At 70.0% G+C, this 21028-nt stretch carries 15 protein-coding genes; 5 read left to right on the top strand and 10 right to left on the bottom strand.

Features of this window, described 5'->3' with window-relative positions; all coding sequences use genetic code 11:
• Positions 1–90 precede the first annotated feature (90 nt).
• A complete protein-coding gene (locus WMF34_RS06580; protein WP_437992764.1) occupies positions 91–2544 on the bottom strand; it encodes an FG-GAP repeat domain-containing protein in 2454 nt (817 codons plus the stop codon).
• Positions 2545–2736: 192 nt separating this feature from the next.
• Between WMF34_RS06580 and WMF34_RS06575 the strand changes: the two genes are divergently transcribed.
• Entirely contained in the window at positions 2737–3402 is a 666-nt protein-coding gene (locus tag WMF34_RS06575; protein WP_012233869.1) for a DUF3455 domain-containing protein, read from the top strand.
• A gap of 95 nt (positions 3403–3497) precedes the next feature.
• Here the strand turns inward: WMF34_RS06575 and WMF34_RS06570 are convergent, their stop codons facing one another.
• The 3 genes from WMF34_RS06570 to WMF34_RS06560 all read right to left on the bottom strand — a co-directional run bounded on the left by WMF34_RS06570 (position 3498) and on the right by WMF34_RS06560 (position 8075).
• Positions 3498–4676, bottom strand: coding sequence for a hypothetical protein (locus WMF34_RS06570; protein ID WP_437992763.1), 1179 nt, complete (start codon positions 4674–4676; stop codon positions 3498–3500).
• A 127-nt stretch (positions 4677–4803) separates the two neighbouring features.
• Entirely contained in the window at positions 4804–6450 is a 1647-nt protein-coding gene (locus tag WMF34_RS06565) for a bifunctional metallophosphatase/5'-nucleotidase (RefSeq protein ID WP_437992762.1), read from the bottom strand.
• A 188-nt stretch (positions 6451–6638) separates the two neighbouring features.
• Positions 6639–8075 carry an FAD-dependent monooxygenase gene (locus WMF34_RS06560; protein WP_437992761.1) on the bottom strand — a complete coding sequence of 479 codons (1437 nt, stop codon included), beginning with the start codon at positions 8073–8075 and terminating at the stop codon, positions 6639–6641.
• Between the two features lie 68 nt (positions 8076–8143).
• On the opposite strand from WMF34_RS06560, the gene WMF34_RS06555 reads away from it, so the two are divergent.
• The 3 genes from WMF34_RS06555 (at position 8144) to WMF34_RS06545 (ending at position 11881) form a co-directional block, all read left to right on the top strand.
• Positions 8144–8770, top strand: coding sequence for a TetR/AcrR family transcriptional regulator (locus tag WMF34_RS06555; RefSeq protein ID WP_437992760.1), 627 nt, complete (start codon positions 8144–8146; stop codon positions 8768–8770).
• 360 nt (positions 8771–9130) lie between these two features.
• Entirely contained in the window at positions 9131–10912 is a 1782-nt protein-coding gene (locus tag WMF34_RS06550; protein ID WP_437992759.1) for a hypothetical protein, read from the top strand.
• Positions 10913–11008: 96 nt separating this feature from the next.
• Entirely contained in the window at positions 11009–11881 is an 873-nt protein-coding gene (locus WMF34_RS06545) for a hypothetical protein (protein WP_437992758.1), read from the top strand.
• Between the two features lie 159 nt (positions 11882–12040).
• Here the strand turns inward: WMF34_RS06545 and WMF34_RS06540 are convergent, their stop codons facing one another.
• The 6 genes from WMF34_RS06540 to WMF34_RS06515 form a co-directional block, all read right to left on the bottom strand.
• Positions 12041–13720, bottom strand: coding sequence for a methyl-accepting chemotaxis protein (locus tag WMF34_RS06540; RefSeq protein WP_437992757.1), 1680 nt, complete (start codon positions 13718–13720; stop codon positions 12041–12043).
• 166 nt (positions 13721–13886) lie between these two features.
• Positions 13887–14441 carry a chemotaxis protein CheW gene (locus WMF34_RS06535; RefSeq protein WP_437992756.1) on the bottom strand — a complete coding sequence of 185 codons (555 nt, stop codon included), beginning with the start codon at positions 14439–14441 and terminating at the stop codon, positions 13887–13889.
• Positions 14442–14496: 55 nt separating this feature from the next.
• Positions 14497–16185: a chemotaxis protein CheA gene (locus WMF34_RS06530; protein WP_012233860.1), complete on the bottom strand. Its 1689-nt coding sequence runs from the start codon at positions 16183–16185 to the stop codon at positions 14497–14499.
• A 798-nt stretch (positions 16186–16983) separates the two neighbouring features.
• Positions 16984–17409: an ester cyclase gene (locus WMF34_RS06525; protein ID WP_012233858.1), complete on the bottom strand. Its 426-nt coding sequence runs from the start codon at positions 17407–17409 to the stop codon at positions 16984–16986.
• Between the two features lie 54 nt (positions 17410–17463).
• A complete protein-coding gene (locus tag WMF34_RS06520) occupies positions 17464–18705 on the bottom strand; it encodes an MFS transporter (protein WP_437992755.1) in 1242 nt (413 codons plus the stop codon).
• Between the two features lie 138 nt (positions 18706–18843).
• Positions 18844–19875, bottom strand: coding sequence for an AraC family transcriptional regulator (locus WMF34_RS06515; RefSeq protein WP_162143974.1), 1032 nt, complete (start codon positions 19873–19875; stop codon positions 18844–18846).
• Between the two features lie 251 nt (positions 19876–20126).
• Here WMF34_RS06515 and WMF34_RS06510 point away from each other — a divergent pair, with 251 nt between their 5' ends.
• Positions 20127–21005, top strand: coding sequence for an SDR family oxidoreductase (locus WMF34_RS06510; protein WP_437992754.1), 879 nt, complete (start codon positions 20127–20129; stop codon positions 21003–21005).
• Positions 21006–21028 lie beyond the last annotated feature (23 nt).

The following is a 21028-nucleotide window of genomic DNA, read 5'->3' as shown; positions in this document are numbered from 1 at the left end:
ACGCCGGGCTCGGCCGGCTCGCCGCGTGCCAGGTGGAAGAGCGCATGCGCCCTCCCCGCGCCACGAGGACGTCGACGCTCGGAGATGGCCCTAATGAGAGATGTTGACGAAGACGTTCACGCTCCCGTCCTGCTGGACCGGGGTGGAGACGACGAGCACATCCGGCCTCTGGTCGGCGTTCACGTCTCCGATCGCGAGCGCCCTGGTGAAGACGCTCTGGTACATGAGCGCTGCGTCGAACGTGCCGTCGCCCTTGCCGCGAAACACACCCACCGTCCCACCGCCGCCGAGCGCAAGGAAGATATCGGGCCGCGTATCGGAGTCGAAATCCGCCGTGCCGAGCGCTGTCTCGATGGGGAGGTAGACCGGCATGGTGATGGGCGCGCCGAACATCCCCCGTGGCTGGCCGGGTAGGACGCCGACGACGCTCGCGCTACCCACCGTCGCGAAAGCCATATCGAGCACGCCGTCGCCCGTGAAATCTGCGGGCGCGACGGTCCACGCGGAGCTGCCCACCGGGAGGCTCGTGGCCGCCTCGAACGTGCCGTCTCCGTTGCCGATGAGGAGCCGAAGTTCATCGCTGTCGTAGCTCGCCGTCGCCAGATCCGCCTTCCCATCGCCATTGAAATCGCGAGCCGTCACATCCAGGACGTTCATCCCCGCGGGATACGCGATCGGCGGCAGGAACCCGCCAGCCTTGTCATTGAGGAGCACGCGCACGTTGTCGAAGGTGGTCGCCGCGATATCGGCGGCGCCGTCTCCATTCATGTCGGTGAGCGCGATCCTCCTCCCGCCCTCGTGGAGCGTCACGGGGCCGAACGAGCCTGCGCCGTCACCGAGGAGCACACCGACCTTTCCCGCCGCGTCGGTGCCGAACACGACATCGAGGTGCCCGTCGCCGTTCACGTCCCACGCGACGACCTGCTCCGGATCCACGCCGCCGGCAGGCATGGTCACGGGAACATCGAATGCGCCGCTCCCTTTCCCGAGAAATAACGAGAGCGACTGGCCACCGGCATACGCGACGACCACGTCGGCCTTGCCGTCTTCATTCCAGTCGCCGAGCGCCGCGCCGCTCGCGCCCTTGCCCCCGAGCAGCGCCGGAGCTGCGTGGAACGTCCCGTCTCCGCGACCTCGCGCGACCATGAGGCCGTTCATCGACATGACGAGATCCGCCTTGCCGTCCCCGTCGATGTCTCCCGACCGGACGCGCGAGCCACGGTGTCCAGTGAAATAGGTCACCCGCGGCTCGAGCCCCCCGAGCCCGTCACCCCGAAAAACGCTGAGGATCGAGTCGTCCATGCTCTCCACCGCGATGTCTTGCTGTCCGTCGCCATCCCAGTCGCCGAGGACGACGCCGCTCGGCGCGAGGCCGGCGGGGACGCGCCTGGTCGCCGAGAGCGCGCCCGACGGGCTACCCATCAAGAGGGTCATTCCCTTCGTATCCACGGCGGCGATATCGGGGTTGCCGTCGGCGTCGAGGTCGCCGACCGCCAGATCGGCCGCGCTGCCGACCGGCACGCCGTCTTGCGCGGAGATCGAGATCTTCGTCACGGGGCCGAACGCGCCGCCGGCCTGACCGAAGCGCACGCTGACGACCGGCGTGGAGATCTCCGTGTCATAACCGACGATGTCGCGCACGCCGTCGCTGTCGAGGTCGGCCAGCGTGATGAAGCGACAATTCGTGGTCCCGGTGAGCGTGCTCGACGTCGTGAACGCGCCAGCGCCGTCCCCTGCCAGGACTGTGATGCTATTGCCGTTGCGGCTCGCCACGATGTCGAGCTTCCCATCACCGTTCACGTCGGCGAGGACGGGCGAGACGTAGTCCGCTCCCGGGCTCGAGATCGGGGCCTGGAACGTGCCGTCGCCGTTGCCGAGCAGGACGCGGACGCCAGCGTCGGCGCTCAGGAGCGTGACGACAAGATCCTGGTTCATGTCGCCGTTCACGTCGCCCACGGCGACGTCATGCGCACCATTCACGACGTGCTCTGTCCGAGGAAGAAACCCACCCTTGCCATCGGCGAGGAGCACCGCGACTCGGTTCGCGCTGCGCAGCGCCAGCGCGCCGTCGACGAGTCCATCGCCATTGAGGTCCGCGAGCGCGAATGGGGTGCCGACATAGCTCGATCCGGTTGCATAGAACCTGACGACATCGAAATCGATCGTCTCCGCAGCCTGAGGCGCGCCCCCACCTGCTCCGCCTGCGCCATCATGGCCGCCGCTCCCGCCTGCGCCACCGGCGCCGCCTGCGCCGCCGCGCCCGCCCGCGCCGCCTGCGCCGCTCCCGCCCGCGCCGCCGGCGCCGCCGCTCCCACCCGTGCCGCCTGCGCCGCCTGCGCCGCCGCTCCCGCCCGTGCTGCCGACGCCGCCTGCGCCGCCGCTCCCGCCCGTGCTGCCGACGCCGCCCACACCGCCCGCGCCACCTTGACCGCCGCCCCCCCCGGCGCCGCCCTGACCAACGGGCGGATCGGATGGAACGTCCCCGCAGGCATAGCTGCAGAAGATGACGAACGCCGATGCCAGAAATCCGCCGTGTGTGCGCATTTGGATATCACCTTGCAATGAACCGCGATTGGGAAGATAGTCCGCGCAAATCCATTTCTACTTGTCAAGAAATTTGCGCCAACGCATGCAGCGGGGCTGTACGGTGGGACGGCCACCGCGAGGAGATTGACTTCCGGATCGCGTTTGGATTTCCTGGCCCCCTGTGCCGCCGCGATCGGAGAGGAATTCATCATGAATGCGCGTTATGCGATTGGGCTCATCGTCGTTGGTTGTGGTTGCGCGGGATCGACGCCGAGCGCCTCGAGCCCGCCGCCGAGCGAGCCGCTCGCGAGCGCCGAAGCTCCCGCGCCCGTCGCGCCCGCGCCGCCGGCACCGGCGCCTTTGCCAACGACGCCCGCGGCCGAGCCCGCGGCGACCGCGAGCGTCCCCAAGCTAGCGCCCCCCGAGACCCCCGATGCCATCAAGGCGCCGAGCACGGCCAACCTCGTCTTGAAGGCGAACGCCAAGGGCGCACAGATCTACGTGTGCGGCAAGAAGAAGGAGCCCAAGGCGAAATTCGAATGGACGCTCAAAGCCCCTGACGCGACGCTCTCCGACGACGCAGGAAAGGCGCTGGGCAAGCATTACGGCGGCCCGACGTGGGAAGCGGCGGACGGCAGCAAGATCGTTGGCGCCATGAAGGCCAAGGTCGATGCCCCCGACACCACCGCGATCCCCTGGCTGCTCCTGGAGATCAAGTCGACCGAGGGGCAAGGCGTGCTCAGCCCCGTCGCGTGGATTCAGCGCGTTCAGACCGTGGGCGGCAAAGCTCCGGCAGACGGCTGCGACAAGGCGCACGACGGCGCAGAGGCGCGCGTCGACTACAGCGCGGTCTACTACTTCTACGCGAACCCGTGAGCTCGCTCGACGCCTGAGCCCGCTCGGACAGCCGCGTTGGTGCTGGCCGCCGCCCGGCGCGCCGAGCGAGGCGCCCTCGCCAAGGATCCGCCGACTCAGCGCGCAGCGGTCAGCTGCTTTGCAGACGGGGTTGTCGCCCTCGCATAGAGGCTATCGAGGAACAGGGTCATCGAGAGGTACAGCTGCGCACCAGGGCTGTAGAACACGGAGCGGTGCTGCCCGTCCTCCCCCAGGCTGGGCGCGGTGTTGTCGTAGCCGAGCTCGAACCATGCGATGTCCTCGGCCGGGTAGCTCAGCGACACCTCGAACGTGGTGCCGGTCGTTGCCGACGAGCCACGCGACTCCACGGGCACGCACGTCAGCACGGTCTGCACGCAGCCTTCATCGAACGGCGCATCACGGAATCGGGCCACGAGCCCCCACGTGTTGCCGAGCGACAGATCGCCCCAGAGGTTGACCCAGAAGCTCATTCGCATGGAGAGCTGATCGCGCAGCAGGAAGTCCCCCGAGAGCCGATCGTCGAGCTCTACCTCGCCCGACGGGGACGTACGAGGTCTGACGGGGTCGCCGTTCACGGGCGTGGTGGCCTGCGAGAACAGGTGCTCCCATACGCCGCCGGCCGAGAAGAAGACGCCGTTCAACCACTCTCCATGGAGCAGGGGGACGTTCGCGAGCACATCGAGCCCGAGCCGCGTGCGCGCGTAGACTCCGGTGTACCGGCTCGCCGGCGACGTCGGGAGCGCGACGCCGAGCCGAGGCCCGGCGAGCAGGGCGAGGCCCCTGTCGTCCTGGAAGATCGTGTAAGTGTACGCGGCCTGGAGGGGAAGGTCCGCCAGGGTGACGGGGGCCTCTCCGGGGACATCGCCGTCTGACAGGGGCACGTTCAGGGCGATGTCGGTGCCCACCCAGGCCCAGTGTTCCTTCGTGCTCACGAACGAGTAGCGGGGAACGAGCGAGAAGGTCATGCCGGCGTACTCGCCGTCCTCGCTGTAAGGCCCGCCGTCGAGGCCGAAGACGTTGGTGGTGGCGCTGGTGGTCCAGCCGAACCGGCTCGTGCGAAGCGCGTTGTCGCGCGCGCCGAGGTGGAACAGCGGCGCACCGCCCCGGAGCCCCGGCGCCCGGCCCGGCCCCTGCGCCACAGGCGCCGGCTCTTCCGGCAGAGGATCGGCCGCCGGTTGCGCGAGCGCCTCGCCCCGGCAACAGACGAGCGCAGCGGCGAGCGAGCTCGCGCTGAGCGCTGCCCTTGCGGCGCGACTGGACGGATCCCTCGGCATCCCGGCAACAGCATACCCCAGCGTCCGCGCGATTTGAACGGCTCGTTCGGCGCTCCGCCCACGGTCGCGAGAGGGAGCACCAGCACCTGATCCGCGCCTCCAGCGTGTCCCCGACAGGTCCGATCGATCATCTCTGCTGGCCCGCCGGCCTCTCGTCGAGCTTCTTCTCGAGCGGCTGCCCTTCCGCGCTCTTCTTCTTTTCGATCCACGCGATCACCGGATCTCGCCACGAGAGCCCCGTCCCCACGGCCTTCGGATCTCGCGCTGCGAACACGGCGCCGTCACCACCCCCGTACATGAAATCGCTGATGATGACCGTGTAGCGCTTCTTCGGATCCATCGGCTTGCCGCCCACCGACCAGCTTCCGTTCGGCGCCCTCCTCGCGCCGGAGATGATGAACGACGTCGCCTCGAGGTCCTTCGCGAGCGACGCGCCGTCGATAGACACCTTCACCAGGCGGTTGTCGAACGGGAGCACGCTCCAGATGGTCGCGTGCGAGATCGGCCCCCGTGGAATGGTCTGTCGCACGCCGCCTCGGTTCATGATCGCCACGTCGCCGCCCACCTCGTGGAGCCAGGCGTCGCTCACGATCTTGCCGACGGCCTCCTCCGGGCCGATCCCTCCCTCCGAATAGCCGATCACCTTCCCGAGCGCGCTGTCGACCTTCGTTTTCCACGCCGTGACGAGCCGCGCGAGCGGAGGATCCGGCGGGGCTTGCGGATCGGTGGCCACGTCGACGATGGAATGGCTGATCGCGACGACGCGGGCCCGCGGGGGATTGCTGGGGTTGATGGTGATGGCGACGCGGGCGTACTGGTGCAGGCGCCAGCCGGGGGTGATGACGGGCGTGTCGCCCGCGCGCGCGTCGATCTTCCTGTGGCAATGGCCCCCTCCGACGAACGCGAGCTGCCACTCCGGGTGTCTCTTCACGATGGGCACGAGCTCGTCGGGACATTCGTGCGCGGTCACGACGACGACGTCGGCCGCTCCCGTCTCCCGCGCTTCGTGGATCGCTCTGTCGAGCGAGGCCTCGGTGGGCTCGAACGTGATCCCTCGAAAGCGCTCGGCCATCGCGGCCTTCAGCGTATCTGCTGCGGCGAGCCCCACGACGCCGATCTTCACGCCCTTGCGCTCGAAGACCTCGTAAGGCCGGATGGCGAGCTCGCCCGCGAGCCTCGCGTCGTCGATCTTCACGTTCGCCGCGAGGTAATGCAGTCGCGCGAGGTCACGGAGCTTCGAGAACTGAGGCACGCCGAAATCGAACTCGTGATTGCCGAACGCCGATGCGGCATAACCCATGCGACCCATCGCGCTCGCCATGGAGACGCCGTTGGAATACGTCGAGATGGCGGGGCCGGTGAAATTGTCGCCGCCCGAGAGGAGGAGCGTGCGCGGCGAGGTGCAATCCTCGGGCGCGGCGGGCGCGAGCGCCCCTGCCGCGTCGATGCCCGCGGGAACAGGCCCCGGGCAGTGCCCTTCGTGCTTCACGAGCCTCCCAAGCAGCTCGGCCGCGCCGCCGCGGCTCACGCCGTCCGCGGACAAACCCTCGAGCCAGCCATGTTCGTCCGTCGTGTAGAGCAGCGTGACGGTGACGTCGCCCCGCGGCTTCACGGCGCGCGGAGGCGTCTCGCTCGCGGGGTTCGCCGCGCCCGCCTCCGCCGAGGAACCCAGGGGTTTCAGCGGGGCTCCCGGGCTCCCCTGCGGCTGCGCAGGGCCGCAAGCGAGAGGAAGCAGGACGGTGCACGAGCCGAAGAGCAGGGCCAACCGGCGCATGGTCGAGAACGATAGGCCAGGCCGGGTGTCGCCGGTACGAAAAACCAGATGAAGGCGAGGCGTGTGGCCCTGGAGGCGGGTTCGGACTCTGCCACCTCGCAGGGCCATGGGGCGGCCTGCCCGAGCTCGGGCCGCCGAACCAGGGTGCCGGCGGCGCGGCGGCGCGGCGGCGCGCGCGTCGCTCCGATTCAGAACCAGCGCGCGAGCGCGTCGTCGAGCGACGTCGACGACGCGTCTGTCCACGCGATGCAGCCGTCGGGTCGGACGAGCATCGACGGGCCGTCCTTGGTGCGTGCATGGTGCACGTCTTGCGGGAGTGACCGTTCCGACGGCGAGATGAAGAGGCCTCCGCCCTTCTCCATCAGCACATAGAGCCGCTCTTCGCTGCCGCCTTCGAGCGTGAGGAGCTGATCCTTCGCGAGCGTGCCGACGAGCGGGTCGTCGTCACCGAGGTCGTAACGAACGCCGACGCCCGTGAGCATCTCGCCGAAGTAGCGGTTGCCTTCGGGCAGCTTCATCAGGTCGCTCACGATGGCGCGGAGCGCGCTCGTGAGCGGGTCAGGACGCATGAGCGCGACCTGCGCGCGGGTATTCTCGAGGACGCGCGCAGCGACGGGGTGGCGCTCGGCGGTGTACGAGTCGAGGAGATGCTCGCGCCCCTTCACCGCCGCGGCGAGCTTGAAGCCGAGGTTCGCGGCGTCGACGAGGCCCAGGTTCAGGCCCTGGCCGCCGAAGGGCGAGTGGACGTGCGCGGCATCCCCGGCGAGGAGGACACGGCCCATCCGGTAGGTCGTTGCTTGCCGCGCGTTGTCGGTCCAGCGCGTCGCCATCGTCATCGACAGGATCTTGACGTCGGCGCCGCTCACGCGCCGGATCGCCGCCTCGACCTCGGCTTGCGTGATCGGCGCATCCCGGTTGGGCGGTGGCCCGTTGAACTCCGCCGTGAAGACGCGCCCCGGCGTCGGTCCGGACGCGACGAGGCCGCGCGGCGTTCGGTGCCAGCCCGTCGCGAGCTTCTCGGGCGCATCGAGCTCGACGACGGCTTGATAACCGGTGATGGTCGGATCCGTGCCGGGGAACTCGAAGCCGGCGAGCTTGCGGACGCGGCTCCGGCCGCCGTCGCAGCCGACGAGGTACTTCGCGCTCAGCGGGCCCGCGCTCGTCTGCACGGTCGCGCCGTCGTCGTCCCGCTCGAAACCTTCCACCGTGACGCCGCGACGGATCTCGATCCCGAGCTCCGTCGCGCGCGCGATCAGGATCCTCTCGAGCGCCTCTTGCGGCACGAGGCGCATGTGGCGCTCCGGGTCGCGCTGGAGGCTCGGGTCGATCAAGAACAGGCCAGAAAAATGGCCTCCCGGCCGCTTCATCGGTCCAGGTCCGAAGCGCGCCTTGAGCGCCGGCATCATCAGCGCCATGGCGGCGCGGCGCTCGTCGTCGAGCGCACGCGCGAGCCCGCGTCGCTCCAGCGCCTCGGCGGCCACCGCGCCGACCCCGGCGGCCTTGATCGTGCGGTCGGGCTCCGCGAGCCGCTCGAGCACGAGCGGCCTCACGCCCGCGGTCGCGAGCTCGATCGAGAGGAAAAGCCCGACCGGGCCAGCGCCTACGATGACCACATCGTGCGTCATACGTGAATATTATACTCGGTAAAATTTTTAGCAAGACAAAATTTTTATCTCGGTCTACTATTTGATCCATGGGCGAGCTCCGCGAAAGCAAGAAGCGCGAGACCAGGCAGCGGATCTCCGACGTCGCGACGGCGATGTTCTTCGCGCGCGGCTTCGACGCGGTGACGGTCGAGGAGATCGCCGCCGCCGCCAATGTCTCCAAGATGACGGTGTTCAACTACTTCGCGCGCAAGGAGGACCTCCTCCTGGATCGCGAGGACGAGGTGAAGCTGCTCTTGCGCGAGGCAATCCGCGGGAGGCCGCAAGGGCAGCCGCCGCTCGACGCGCTCCGCCGCCTCGTCGACAGGCTGTGCGAGCAGAAGCATCCGTTCGCTCGCATCGACAGCCAGACGGTCGGCTGGTGGCGCGTCGTCGCGGAGAGCCCGTCGCTCAAGGCGCGCCTCCGCGAGATCGGGGACGAGGTGATCGAGGGGCTCGCGGTCGAGCTCGCCGGTCCGAAGCCCGATGGCCTCGCGCGGCTCGTCGCCGGCATGGTCGTGCTGACGTGGCGCACGGCGTACGGCGAAGCGATCCGCGTGTTCGAGCGAGGGGGCTCTGCGAAGAAGGCGAACGCTGCGTTCATCGCGCTGATCGATCGCGGCTTTGCGGCCGCTCACGGAATGGCGGCGGGCTCGTGCTGGCAGGCGGCCGGATGACCCATCCCGATCCAGGGAGCCCGCTGCCTCACCACTCCGGTGCTGGCGGCGCTCCCCTCCCCCGCTTCGGCGAGCTCGAGATCCTGTAAGCCTTCCGCCAAGCATCAGCGACATGCCCTTGGCGCTGGGCGCACGATCCCTCCGGGGCTCGTCATCGCTGCAGCGCATCGCAGCGCCAGCGCCGGCGCCGGCGAGACTGCATAAGTGCCAGAGGAGCAGAAGTCGACGCATCGCCGCACGCTCCTGCTGCAAGGAATTGCCATCTCCGCTCTCGGAGCTCGGAGCGAAATGCATTAGAGTCGATCGGCAGGTCGAGGCGTGGAAGGGCGCCGCGCTCCGGCGCCGGGTGGGAGCAGCGCGATGAACGAGATCAATTTCTACAAGCTTCCGCGTACCATCCAGGACGGCGTGATCGAGGCGTTCCGCGGGCGGTTCGCGCCGGCGCCGATCGTGAGCCGGCTCGGGACGCGGCGCACCATCGTGGCTTGGCTCGCGGTCAGCGCCGCCTCGGGCCTCCTGCTGGCGGGGCTCTGTGCGGCCGGCCTGGGCGACGTCAACAGCGCTCTCGCGCTCCACCCGAGGTCGGCGGCCGCCGCGTACGTGCTGCTCGCCGCGACCACCGTCATCGGCGTGCTCCGGGCGCTCGCCTACAACGCCGACCTTGTCACGCTGCCGTTCGCGCCCGGCCTGTTCGTCTTCCCCGCGAACCTGGTCGACGCGCGCGACCACAGGCTCCGGGTCTTCTCGCTCGCGGAGCTCTCGCGCGTCTCCGCGGACCCTCGGGGCGCCGTGGTCCTCACGTTCGGCGGCACGCAGCACGCCTTTCCCCTCGAGGACCCGTCGCGCTCGGACGACGTGATCCGGGAGGTCGAAGCGGCGTGCAGCCGCATGAGAGCGAAGCCCGACGCCGCGGAGCTGCGCCGGCTCGATCCCTTCGAGCCGCCTGCCATCCAGAGCCCGTTCGCGTCGCCGATCCCACTCTCGCGCGAGGTCCCGGGGTGGCACAGCTATGCATGGCTCCTCGCGGCCGCGGTCGGCGTGGCCCTCGGCCTGGGGCTCTTCTTCCTCCGCAACCGGATGAGCGACGCGCGGATGTACGCGGCGGCGCGGGAGCGCGACGACGTCGCCGCGTACCAGAGCTACATGGCGCGCGGCCGCGGCCACGCGGAGGTCGTCTCGCAGGTGCTGCTGCCACGGGCCGAGCTGCGCCTCGCGGTGGCGAAAGGCTCGGTCGAGGCCATCGACGACTTCCTCCGCGCCTACCCCAGGACGGGCATCCAGGCCGAGGTGGCCGCGGCCCGCCACGCCGCGCTCGCCGCGGAGCTCGAGCGGGCGCGGGAGGTGGGTACGCTCGCTGCGCTGCTGGCGTTCGCGGAGCGCTACCCGAAGCACGGCCTGGACAAGGCGTTCAACGACGCCCGGCACGCGCTCTATGCGCGCGCGCTCGATCGGTACAAGAGCGAGATGCCCGAAGGGAGCGAGCAGAACGCGGACTTCGTGCGGCGGCTCCTCGCCTACGCGGAGCGCGTGGGGCCCAGGAGCACGCCGCAGGGCCTCCGCGGCCCGGCCGTCCAGGTCCGCTTCCGGCGGCTTCCGTCGCAGGACCTGGAGCGCGCCGACGATATCGTCAGGAAGATCCCGATGTTCAGCGGCGCCGCGTCCCTGCCGAGCCGCTACGTGGATGCGACGCGCCTCGATCCCCAGGAGAAGCGGACCGCGTCGGCCCTGGTGGAGGGGCTCGCGCGGGGGTTCGAGCCGGAGCTCGTCACCTTCGAGCCGGGCCCGCCCTTCGAGGGCGCCGCCGAGGAGCAGCTCACCGTGACCGCCCCCTCCCTCGTGGTGAGCTATCGCGTCGAGTCGTCCGGGATCGCCCATGCCAGCAAGAAGCCGCAGATCATCATCATGGGACTCAAGTTCCTGTTCAAAACGGAGCTCATCTTGCCCGGAGACGCGGAGCCGCTGCTCGCGAGCTACAAGATCTCGCGGCGGGTCCCGGCCGGGCTCATCCAGCAGCAGACCCCCGCCCCGCGCCCCGGGGTCCTCGAGGCCATCGTCTACGAGGCCATGATGCGCGAAGCCTTCATCGACCTCGAGGAGCGCTACCTCTCCAAGTGGTTCAAGAAGCGCGACGCGCCCCGGTGAGGGTGGACGCCGCGTGCGCGCGCGACGCCGGGATCTCGCGAACGGGCGCCGCGACGGGGGCTTTACGCACGTCGCGCCTTCGCCGATCCTCGTGCAATGCACCTGCGTCTCGCTCCTGCTCTGGCTCTCGCTGTCGCGCTCCATGGTTCCGGATGTTCGGATGCTGGAACCGGCAACGCCGGCGGCTCCGGCGGCTCCGGCGGCTCCCAGGCCGGCTCCGGCGGCGGGGGCACAGGGGGCGCTGGCGGGAACGAGCTCGGCGAGATCGCCGGCGTCGGTGGGGGGAGCGGGCTCACGACCGATGTGAACGTCATCATCACGGCCGACAACGCGTACGGCTTCGGCTACGGGACCGGCGACAAGCTCCTGAATTACTTCGGCGGCATCGAGAACGCCTTGGCCGACGAGATCTTCTCGTGTCCCGTCGGCCATGGGCCCGAGTCGTACACGGTGCCGGCGCCGTCCGCGGACGCCGGGCACTATCTTTACATCGTCACCTACGCCGACATGTCCACGACGCAGGGCGTGATCGGCCAGTTCTTCCGCGAGGGCGCGGAGCCCGTCTTCACGGGCAACGGCGCGTGGGAGGTCTGCGCGACCGGCGAGGACTACGACCTCGGCTCGCGCGGGCCGACGCTGGAGACGATCGACCAGCACATCGCGCGCTGCAACGGCGGAGGCCTGGATCCGCAGACGACCAGCGCCGGCTGGGTGACGACGGAGGTGTCCGACCGCGGCCATGTCGTGTTCGGCGAGGCGAATGACACCGCCACGGACGTCCCGCAGCCCGGCAACGAGTTCCCGATCGTCTGCGGCATCGACGAGGCGGCCCGGTGGATGTGGTACGAGTGGAACCCGAACCGCACAGGCGGCAGCCCGTTCATCTGGCCCAACGCCAGCGACAACGTGATCAAGGATTTCCTGATCTTCCGGCTTGGTGCCGAGTTCGTGCCCGAGCCGCCGCGCTAGAGCGGTTTTCAGCTGAGCCTGGTAGGAGCGTCGCAGAGCGGCGGTCACCCGCACAGGAGACGGGTCCAGATCGGCGTTTTCGGCGCGCAAGCGCGCTCCAGTGCGCTGAGCACCGAGAACGTCGAGGTGGGCCCGTATCCGAAGCGGGCGACCGCCGCTCTAGAAGGGGACGAAATCCTGATCGCTTGCGGCGTGCGGCACGCGCCCGTTGCTCGATGCGCCGCCGCTCGGGGGGCCCTTCTGCGGCGGCCTCCACAGCGCCTTGCCGCCGCGGCGGTCCGGTAAACGCCCCGGCGCCGCAGGCCGCTGGCCCGGGTCGCCTTCGCTCTCCTGCGCGAGGCGGAACGACGCCATCACGTTCTGGAGCTGCTCCGCCTGCGCCGAGAGCTCGGCCGCCGTGCTGGCGAGCTCCTCGGAGATCGCCGCGTTGCGCTGCGTGGCCTGCTCTATCAGCTCCACCGCCCCGCTGATCTGGGCCACGCCGTTCGATTGCTCCTTGGATGCCACGGCGACGCCCTGCACCAGCTCCGCGGTCTCCCGGATCGACGGGACGAGCTCCGCGATGAGCTGTCCCGAGCGCTCCGCGACGACGATGCTCGACGCGGCGAACGAGCCGATCTCCTTCGCCGCGTCCCGGCTTCGCTCGGCCAGCCGCCGCACCTCCGTGGCAACCACGGCGAAGCCCTTGCCATGCTCGCCCGCGCGAGCCGCCTCGATCGCGGCGTTCAGGGCGAGCAGGTTCGTCTGGTACGCGATCTCCTCGATGATCACGATCCGCTGGGTGATCGCCTTCATCGCCTCGACCGTCTCCCGGACCGCCTGACCGCTCTGCTCCGCGTCCCTCGTCCTCCGGTGCGCCGTCTCCTCGACCTGCTTGCAGTTGGCGGCGTTCTTCGCGATCGTGCCGCTCAGCTGCTGCAGGCTGGACATCGTCTCCTCCACGGACGCCGCCTGCTCGCTGGTGCCCTGCGACAGGCTCTGCGCCGTCGCCGAGAGCTGCACCGAGACCGAGGAGACCGAGACCGCGCCGCTCCGGACCTCGCCGATGAGGCCCGCCAGGCGCTCCGACATGGCCTTCACGGCGCCGAGCATCTGGCCGAACTCGTCGGAGCTCTTCACCCTGACGTCGCCCGTGAAGTCGCCCCCGGCGATGCGCTGGTGGATCGACACCGCCTGGGTGAGCGGCAAGAGGATCATCCTGCTGAAGACGACGGCGAGCACGGCGGCGACGACGACCGCGAGCAGACCTCCTATCTGCAGCGTCACGTACATCGTCCTGACGAGCGCGTTCGTCGCCGCCTGCCGCTGGCCGAGGAGGGAGATCTCCTCGTCGTCGATCTCCTTGAGCGCCCCGCGCATCTGGTCCATGAGGCTCTTTCCGCGCCCCCGCCTGACCTCCTCGACGGCGCGATCCGCCAGCGCCTTCGCCTCGTCCGCGTTGCGGCGGTGCTGGATGGCCGGCTCCAGCACGGAGGAGAGCCACTCGTCATGGAGCTTGTCGATCTTCTCGAGGCGCACCTGCTGGCGCGGGTTGTCCCTGGTGAGCTCCCGGGCACGGCTCAGGCTTTGCTCGAACCGTTCTCGCCCGCTGCGGTACGGCTCCAGGAACGATTCCACCCCGGTGATGACGAAGCCGCGCTCTCCTGTCTCGGAGTCGAGCAGCGCCCCCATGATCTCTCTCGTCGTGAGCATCACCTCGTAGGTGTGCTGGTCCCACGAGCGGGCCTCGTCGAGCTCCGCGAACCTCTGGTAGGCCGTGCCCGCCAGTCCGAGGACGATGACGACCATGACGGCGAAGCCGAGGTAGAGCTTCCGGCCTACTCCGATATGCGCAAGCATGATGCATGCTCCGGGCTAGATGTGGTGCGGCCTCCTTCGAGCCCGCCAGGGGCAGGAGCCGATAAACAAACGGATGGCGCGATGCCCGAGGCGCGCTCGACGAGCCTCTGGAGCAGCGCGAGCTCCTCGTCGCTGAGGGCGCGCGGGCCCAGCTCGGCGAGCGAGATCATGGCCTGTCCCCTCCGCCGGCCGGCGCACCGTGGCTGCCTGGGAGCGCCGGCGGGGCCCCGGGGGCCGAGGGGCCGGGCGTCGTCGAGGCCAAGAGCTCCGCCGGCGAGAGGATGCGGTCGATGTTGAGCAGCAGCACGAGCTTCTGGCCCACCTTCGCCATCCCGAGCAGCTGATCCACGCGCGCCTGCGCGCCAAAGGCCGGCGCGTGCTCTATCTCGTCCTCGGAGAGCGTGAGCACGTCGCCCACACCGTCGATGAGCAGGCCGAGGCGGGTGTTCTCGCCGTCGAGCGCGGTCTCGACGATGAGGACGCACGTCCACCGGCTCACCCTCGTCGGCGGCAGCCCGAGCTTGACCGCGAGATCGATGACCGGCACGACGCTGCCCCGAAGGTTCATGGCGCCGACGATGCACGCTGGCATCATCGGGACCCGCGATGTGACGCTGTGCTCGACGATCTCCCGCGCACGGAGGATGTTCACCGCGTACTCGTCCCCCGCGATGACGAAGGAGATGTATTGAGACACGGGGCTCGACGCGTCGGAGATCATGACGCCTCCATGGAGAGAGACGGCGAGCGGGCGCCCTGCGCGCCGGGGCGCCGGCTCATCCTGGGCTGCCTCCGGCGGCCGATGGCGCTGCCCTGCGTTCGTCGGGGACGTCGACCGGGCCGAGGTCCCCAAGGACGCCGCCGAGCAACGCGTCGACGTCGAGGATCATCGCCACGCTGCCGTCGCCGAGGATGGTCGAGCCGGTGACGCCCCGGACGCGCCGAAACAGCTGGCCGAGCGGCTTGACCACCGTGCGCCCCTCGCCGTCGAGGAGGTCGACCACGAGGCCGGCCTCGGAGCCGTCGTGCGCAACGATGACGACGCGCTCATCCGGCGGGGGAGATCCGCCGAGCCCGAAGAGCGCCCGGAGGCGGACGCACGGCAGCGCGCGTCCGCGCCGGATCATGAGCCCCCGGGCGCCGCCGTGCGCGAGCGCGCCGCGGGGCAGATCGCAGCAGGCGAGCACCGCGCGGAGCGGGATCACGTACCGCTCGCCGCCGATCCCGACGGAGAGCCCCTCGATGGTGGCCAGGGTGAGCGGGAGCTGGATCGACAGCGACGTGCCCTGCCCTTCGCGGCTCTCGATCCGGATCGTACCCTGGATCGACTCCACGCTGCGCCGCACGACATCCATGCCCATGCCGCGCCCCGCCAGGAGGGACGACTCCGCCGCCGTGGAGAACCCGGGCTCGAACACGAGGTTGAAGAGCTCATGATCGGGGAGCGTCTCGGGCTCCGGGTGCCTCCCCAGCGCGCAGACGCGGGCGGCGATGCGCTCGCGGCTCATCCCGGCGCCGTCGTCGGAGATCCGGAGCGCGATGCCGCCCCGCTCGTGCGCGGCGCGCAGGGTGATCGTGCCGCAGGGGTCCTTGCCCGCGGCGCGCCGCGCCTCGGGCGGCTCGATGCCGTGACAGATCGCGTTGCGCAGGATGTGCGTCAGGGCATCCCGGAACCGCTCGACCACGGCCGTGTCCACCTCGACGTCGCCGTGCACGACGAGGAGGCGCGCCTGCCTGCCGTGGGCGTGGGCGAGATCGCGCACCGTGCGCTCGTAGTGCCGGAACCAGGGGCCGACCGGCACCATGCGCGCGGCGCGCACCGCCTCCTCCAGCTCCTTGCAGAGCCGATCTTGCTCCTCCATCTCGTCGCGCAGCGCAGCGCCGGCGTCGCCGCGCACCGCGCGGAGCGTCCGAGCGATCCTGTTCCGGCCGAGGGTGAGCTCTCCGATGAGATCCGCCATGCAATCCAGCTTCTCGACGGCGACACGGATGCTCTTGATGCCGGTCGCCCCCTCCGCGTCGTCCTCGGTCGCGCGGCGCGCGCTCGTCGCCCCCGCGTCCTCCTTCGCCTTCAGCCCTCCGCGCCGCGCTTCCTCCAGGCGCGCGACGACCTCTCTGTACGAGGTGCTGCGCTCGGCCCGCCCCCGCTCGACCTCGGCAACGAGCCGGCGGGCTGCGTCCACCGTCTCGAGCAGCAGCGAGACCACGGGCGTCGAGAGCGAGACCTCGCCGCGGCAGAGCGCCTCGATGACGTCCTCGGCGGCGTGCCCGAGATCGCTCAAGCCGCCGAGGCCTACCGAGCCGGCGCTCCCCTTGAGCGTATGGGTGGCGCGGAAGACGCGCTGGAGGACCTCGTGAGCGTCGCGGCCGGTCTCGAGTTGCAGCAGCGCGCGCTCGATCTCGTCGAGGAGCTCGTGCGCCTCCGGCGTGAACGTCTGGAGCAGCTCGTCGCGATCGCTGTTCATGCGGCTCACAGAGGCTGGATCGAGGTGGCGCCGTCGCTCGTCCGGAAGACGATCTTCAGTGCTTGCTCGGCGCCACCTGCTCGATACGCAGGATGGTCCGAGAATCGTCGACCAGCAGAATCTTCTTCCGAAGCATCGTTGCCCCCCTCGATCCGATTCAGCGGACATGGCGCAGCCGTGCCATCGCGCATGAGCACGACTCCCCCTCTTCCACCTGCCAGCAGGGCGTCTCCCCCGAGCAGGATCACCCTACCACGAGAGCAGACGGAATCTCCAGTAGAAATTTGCAGCAGGCACGCATCTGGTCCCTGTCGGTCGCGATGATTTCCCGGCGCCCCCGGATCTTCGCCATGAGGTTCGCGGCCGCGGCTCTTGTGGCATTCGGGCGGGCAGGCGCTGGTAGGCCTGCAGCCGGAGCGCGCGGCCTCGAGTGGAGATGCCATCTCCGCAGCGCCAGCGATCGCGCGGGGACCAGGCGCGCGAGCTCCGCGACCGGGAGCTCATGGAGGTCGAAGGCAGTTGGAAGGGAGGCATGTAGCAGGGAAGCAAAGGATGTGCGCAGCAACAACGCACAGCAAGCCTGAAGGAGCGACGCACGGGTGCGTTCGGATGTCGAGCCCAGGGCAGAGTCATCCGCCGTCCGCCCACGCGCGCAGGATCTACAGGAGCAGGGCGTCGAACAGGTGGTGCACCAGCTCCTCGCTCCCCGGGCCCGGCCGATCCAGCTCGGCGGTCACCAGCGACATGATCGCCATCACGGACGCCGAGGGCATCCAGCGCGGCGCACATGGTCGAGGCCTATTGCCCGGGCGCCGGGAGGAGACCCAGCTGCTGTCGTGTGCGCAGATCGTCGCTGTGCGCCCAGTGCTCGGCCACCTTCTTGCCGACGTAACGCACGATGTGCGTTCCGCCGGACGCGATCGCGCGGTTCGTCGCCGGGATGCCGTGGTACGCGCCGCGGTGCGTGCCTGTGAAGGAGACGCGGGCGACCAGCTTGTCCCCCTCCGCGATCAGGTCCTCTATCGTGATGTGGAAGTCGGGGAACGCCTCGAGGAACATCGCGAAGGTCGCCTTGAGCCCGGCGAGCCCAGGCCCCTGCTGCGGCGGCGCCGCGTGGTCGACCACGTCGTCGGTGAAGTAGTCGTCCGCCGCGGCGACGTTCCTCCGGTGCCAGACGGCCTCGACGTACTCCCGATACAGCGACTTGAGATCGTGCGTGCTCATGGCCAAAGCTCCTTCTTCGTCTCTTCGATGGAAAGCGCGGCGCGCGGTGCGCAGTCAGACGCGCGCCGTCTCCTCGAGCTCCTTGCCCCGCGTCTCCGGGAGGAACCACAGGATGAGCCCCAGCGCGATCAGCGGAAAGATGACCGTCGCCGACATGGCCGGTCCCCAGCCGACGCGCTCCGCCGCGATGCCCAGGAAGACCGGGGAGAGCATGTACGCGGTCCGGCCGAGCAGGTTGTTGGACCAGGCGAGCGCGTCGCTCCTGAGGTGCGTCGGGAACAGCTCGGTCGTGTACGCGTTCAGCACGGGGAGCACGGCGCTCCCGCCGAAGATGCACAGCGCCAGCGCGGCCGTGAGCCCCGCGTGCGAGCGGAGCGAGTACCCGCCGAACACGCCGGCGGACGCGAGCGCGAAGGCGATCACCGCGCCCTTGCGGCGGCCCACGGCGTCGAGCAGCTTCCCCGACGTGAAGACGAACGGCATGGCGACGATCGCTGCGATCATGATGCTGGTGCCCACCTGACCGTCGGTGAGCCCGCGCTCGCGGGTGGCGAACGTCTTCCAGAACGTGACGGCGTTCTGGACGCAGACGAACATCAGCCCCCAGATCAGCGCGAGCTTCAGCATCCTCCCGCGGTACTCGGAGCTGAGGATGCGCGTGAACGGCTGCGCTTCCTCGTGCCTCCGCTCGAGCGCGAGCCGCTCGAACCGCGCTGTCTCGCGGAGGCCACGCCGGGCCAGCGCGACGAGCACGAGGGGGATGGCGCCGACGAAGTAGATGGTCCGCCACCCGAGAGGGGTCGAGAGGAACAGCGGGACGAGCCCGGCGCACGTGATGGTGCCCAGGCTGGAGAACGCCTCGATGAGGCCGATCGCCAGCCCGCGCCGGTCCTTCGGGAACTCCTCGGCCGCGTAGACCACGCTGACCGCGTACTCGGCGACGAGGAAGACGCGCGCGAGGAGCTGGCAGCCGGCGAACACGAAGACGTTCGGCGCCAGGCCCGTGAGCAGGGAGAACAAGGTGTAGCCCGCGATGGTGATCGTCAGGAGCCGCCGCCGGCCCCAGTGGTCCGCCTTGCGGACGAGGAGGAAGGCGAGCATCGAGCCAAAGCTGATGACCCCGATGAGGAGCCCTTCCCCCTTCGCGGAGAGCCCCATCTCCGCGCCGAGGTTCGGCAGGATCTGCGTGATCGCCAGTCGGTCATAGCCCTCGAAGAACGAGGCGACGCTCAGAAACGCGAGGAGCCGCCACTGGTAGGGAGTGAGCGGCGTCTTCTCGACATCACGGGTGGCCATGAGAGTTCTGCTCCTCCGATCGAGGCGGGAGCTCGCGGACGCGACGGCTCCGGCCCTCCGCGGCGCGCCAGGACTGCCACGCTCCCCCGCCGGCGGCCTCGACTTATCAAGTTCCGCGCCGAGGCCGGCGGCCGCCGATCACGGGAGACGCCGCTTCAGCCGCACGCCAAGACGGCGACCGAGGGCGCCGCGATCGAGGCGCGACTGCTGCGGGCGCAGCAGCGGCTGCTGTTCGCGTGTTGCAGTTGCAACATTGGCGGCGCGATGGTCGTCCCGGTAGGCCGACGGCGACGAGCCCACGAGCCGCTTGAAGGCAAACGAGAACGCGGCCTCCGAGCGATAGCCGACCGCCGCGGCGACCTCCGCCACCAGGGCCGGCCCGGATCGCAAGAGGACCTTCGCGCGGTACATGCGCCAGTCCGCGAGGTATTTGCCAGGCGACACGCCCATCTGCTCGGAGAAGCGCGCGGAGAACGCCGCCCGCGACATGCCGGCCTCCTGCGCCAGCGCGGGCACCGACCAGTCGAGCTCCGGACTCCGGTGCATCCGCGCGAGCGCGCGCCCGATCTGCGGATCGGCGAGGCCGCGCAGCCACCCCCGCTCGTCGGCGGGCACGTCGCGGAGGTACGCGCGCAGCGCCTGCACGAGCAGGACGTCCGAGAGGCGCGCCGTCACGATCGCCGCGCCCTCGGCCGGCGCGCTGACCTCGGCGGCGATGCACTGCGTGTGCGCCTGGATGAAGGGGCCGATCCGCTCGTCGCCGCGCAGGTGGAGCACCGGCGGCAGCGCCTCGAGCGCGGGGTGCCCGAGGGTGCCGAAGCGGAACTGCCCGCACACGATGGTGGTCGGCAGGCCGGCCCCGCCGTGCTCGATCGCGCGCCCCGGCGACGCGCCCCGGACGAGCTCCTCGATAAGGCTCGCTTTACGCGGCCCGCGCGCGTCGCGGAGCACGTGCCCGCGGCCGCTCGGCATCACGACGAGATCGCCGCTCGCGACGGCGGCGGGCGCCCGCCCTCCATCGACCTCGAGCCAGCAGCTCCCGCGCGTGACGATGTGGATGCCCCGCCCGCCGGCCGGGAAGCGGAGCGCCCAGGGCGCCGTGAGCTCCAGCCGCCAGTACGACACGCTCTCGAGGCGGAGCTCGCCGACGATCTCGCTGAGGAGGTCCATGCGATCCACGCCAGGATAGAGGACCCGAGACGGTCCATCAATCCGCCGCCGCGGTGGACGATCTCGAAAGGGATCGAGCCAAAATCGCATGGATGCGCCAGCGCCTGGCCGCTACAGATCGGCGCATGTCCGGCGCTCCGGCCCCCGCCGGCGGGCCGGAGCGGACCCGGCGCGGCGTGCAGTCAGCGCCGCGCGCCGAGACGACCGTTCATGGGTACCGCTGTACCCCCGAGACCTCAGGAGAGATCTTCATGAGCAGCGCTTCTCCTCGCATCGTCGTGATTGGGAGCACCGGCATGCTCGGCGCGCCCGTGACCCAGGAGCTCGTCGCCGCCGATTTCGCCGTGACCGCCCTCGTCCGCGACCCCGAGGCGACCCGCGCGAGCAAGCGGCTGCCGGCGGGCGTGACGCTCGTCGCCGGCGACGTGAGCGACGTGAAGGGATTGACGGCGGCCTTCCGCGGGCACGACATCGTCTATGTGAGCCTGGCGGTGCCGATCACCGCATCGGCGAGCGCGTGGCGCGTCGAGTCGGAGGGCATGAAGAACATCGTCGCCGCCGCGCGCGAGGCGGGCATCAAGCGGATCGCCTACCTGTCTTCGCTGCTGCACCGATACGACGGCTTCCGCTGGTGGGTCTTCGACATGAAGCGGGAGGCGCTCTCGATCCTGAAGGAGAGCGGGATCCCGAGCACGGTCTTCTTCCCGTCGAATTTCATCGAGTCGATCCCCTACCGGAGCCGCCAGGGCAGCCGGATCAACCTCGCCGGCAGCGCGCGCGAGAAGGCGTACTGGATCTCGGCGCGCGACTACGGCAAGCAGGTCGCGCGCGCCCTCGCGCTGCCCGGCGACGCGTCGCGAGAGTACGTCGTGCAGGGGCCCGAGCCGCTCACCATCAAGGAGGCGGCGGAGCAGTTCGCCAAGCACTACACGAAGGAGAAGCTCGCCGTGGGGGCGGCGCCGCTCGGGATCTTCAAGGTGCTCGGGCTGTTCTCTCCGACGTTCAACTACGTCTGGCACATCTCCGACGCGATCAACAACGCGCCGGAGCCGTTCCAGGCGGAGGCGACCTGGAAGGAGCTCGGCAAGCCGGAGACGACGGTCGCCACCTTCGCCGCGTCGTTCCAGTGAGGGAGAGCGGCGTGACGGCGCCG

Source organism: Sorangium sp. So ce145, from assembly GCF_051525985.1.
GTDB classification, from domain to species: Bacteria; Myxococcota_A; Polyangia; order Polyangiales; family Polyangiaceae; genus Sorangium; species Sorangium cellulosum_B.
Note: the sequence above shows the minus strand (reverse complement) of the source record. Positions and strands in the feature narration are given on the sequence as shown.